At 62.8% G+C, this 2445-nt stretch carries 2 protein-coding genes; one reads left to right on the top strand and one right to left on the bottom strand.

Features of this window, described 5'->3' with window-relative positions:
- A partial coding sequence (locus AC5Y21_RS25930; protein WP_499916999.1) for a nuclear transport factor 2 family protein occupies nt 1–387 on the bottom strand: 387 nt, incomplete at its 3' end.
- 108 nt (nt 388–495) lie between these two features.
- Here AC5Y21_RS25930 and AC5Y21_RS25925 point away from each other — a divergent pair.
- The coding region (locus AC5Y21_RS25925; RefSeq protein ID WP_499916997.1) for an AAA family ATPase at nt 496–2445 on the top strand (1950 nt) is incomplete at its 3' end.

The raw sequence follows: 2445 nt of genomic DNA, 5'->3' as shown, positions 1-2445 counted from the left end.
GGCCGCACTGTCCAGCCAGACGTTCTCGCGGCTAATCAGCCCATCGCGGAACTCGAAGATGTGCATGGTGCGAAAACTAATTCGACGTCCATTGCCCGGTAGTCCGAGCATTGAGCCCGTGACGATGCCGGTGACCTGCTGTTCGAGAATCATTGCGTCGTCAGTGACATAACGGTGTAGATCCTGCTCACGCTCGGACCGGAAGTTGGCAGTGAGGTAGGTGTAGAAAGCTCGCGCATCGACCTTGCCGCGCCGAACGCCACCCGGAAAGCCGACCATGTCGTGTTCGATGTCGTCGGTATACACCGAAACGGCCGCGTCAATGTCGGCGCGCCCCTCTGCGCTCAGATGGCGCGACACCAGCGTCTGCATCGCGGTGGTGTCCATGGTCGCCTCCTAATGGTGAACTTTACTAATTGCCCGTCCGCACGGTAGCCGTTTCCATGCCCCGTGGTTTACCTGCACGTTTGCCCTGAATGCTCCTAATCTGTGTGGGTGCGGTTAACGTGGCCACTCACGGGTCGCAGCGAGGAAATGCGGCTTATCGAGGACGCGATTTGCGTGTCGGATCTATCCGGCGTCGTCGTTCAGGGTCCTGCAGGTATCGGCAAGAGCCGAGTCGCCCGCGAAGCACTATCCGCAGCCGCGGCTCAGGGATGCGAAACACGTTGGGCCATCGCCACGTCATCGGCGCGTTCACTTCCGTTAGGAGCATTCGCCCCATGGGTAGACGCAGCCCCCGCAGGAAATATTCAACTGGTGCGCGGCGTCATCGAATCGTTGACGCGTACCTCGCCACATACCACCACGATCGTCGGCGTCGACGACGCGCATCTGCTCGATGACCTGTCGACATTCGTTCTGCACCAGATTGTTCAAGAACGCGCCGCCAAAATACTGTTGACGATCCGCGACGGTGAGCCGATTCCCGCTGGGATACAAGACATCTGGAGGGCCGGCGAATTTAGCCGACTCGACTTGCAGCCATTATCACGCGACGAAACCGTGACTTTGCTGACGACGACGCTCGATGGATCGCTGGATGCGGGTGCGGCTGATCGTCTGTGGGAGCTTACGCGTGGCAACGCGCTGTATGTGCGCAACATCGTTGAGCGGGAGATCGCGGACGGGCGAATCGTGCGCCATGACGATTGCTGGCGTTGGATCGGCGAGCCGACGATGCCGCCCGGCTTGGTTGAGATGATCGAAACCCGCATCGGCGCCCTACCGACTGCAGTAAGCGATGTGATCGACGCGCTCGCTGTCGGGGAGCCCATCGAACTGGCATCGCTCACCAAAATCACTCATCCAGCGGCGATCGAGGAAGCCGACATCCGGGGCCTCATCACGCTCGAGCACTTCGAGAGCCGCGTGCAGGTACGGCTTGCTCATCCGCTGTACCGAGAAGTGCGCAAGCAACGGGTGGCACCCATGCGCCTCCGGCGGCTTCGCGGACTGATCGCCACCGAGCTTGCGGCTTCCAACGATCGTGACGATAAGCGAGTTGTCGTGCGCCGCGCGACATTGAGCCTCGATTCCGATCTAGCGCCGGACGCGGAACTGTTTGTCAAAGCGGCCTACGGCGCGGTGTGGCTGATGGATCTGCCGCTGGCCGACTTGCTGGCTGATGCGGCGATCCGCGCTGGAGGCGGCGCACAGGCGAGGTTCATCCGCGCATTCGTTCTGTCCTCACTCAGTCGTGGCCAGGAAGCCGACGCGGTGCTCGCGGATGTTTCCACCAGCGAGTTGAGCGATGCCGACTTCGCCGCATTTGCTTTTCTGCGAGCCAGAAACAGGCTATTCACTCTTGCCGACCCAACGGGTGCGAAGGCAGCAATTGACGAGGCGGCACCGGCCATACCCGCGCAGGCGCGCAGTTGCATCGACGCATTCCTCACCGTGTACTGGGCGACGATGGGCAGGCCGGACGCTGCCAGTTCGTCGTCGCAACAAATCACTTGGGACCAGCTTCCCCAGGTCGCGGCGGGTATGACCGCCTGGGCAGTCACCGTCGCTTGCGGAGAAGCCGGCCGCACCAGCGAAGCCGTCATAGCCGCCGAGTCCGGATACCCGGTCGCGATACGCGGGTTCGGCATCATCGCCGACGCCCACGCTGGTGCGCTGCTGCTGTCCGGTCGGATACGCGAAGCCGACGATCTAGCGCAGTGGCTGGATGAGCGCGTCGCATTTGTGCCAGCGGCGGGTCAACTGGCCAGCGCCCCGGTGGCAGGCCAAGTCGCTCTGGGCGGCGGCCGGCTGAAGAGCGCGTGTTTCCTGTTAGAGCCGGTAGCCGAGGCGTTGTCCGCATCGGGTGAGACCAAGGGCTGGGGGTACCGGTGCCAGATCCTCCGCGTGATTGCCTTTGCAATGCGCGGTCTGGTCGACGAGGCCGCGGCTGCGCTGGCTGGGCTGGAGAAGCGCCGTCACCCAGCCTGGGAACACGTG

This window comes from Mycobacterium sp. NGS41 (assembly GCF_059812725.1).
Note: the sequence above shows the minus strand (reverse complement) of the source record. Positions and strands in the feature narration are given on the sequence as shown.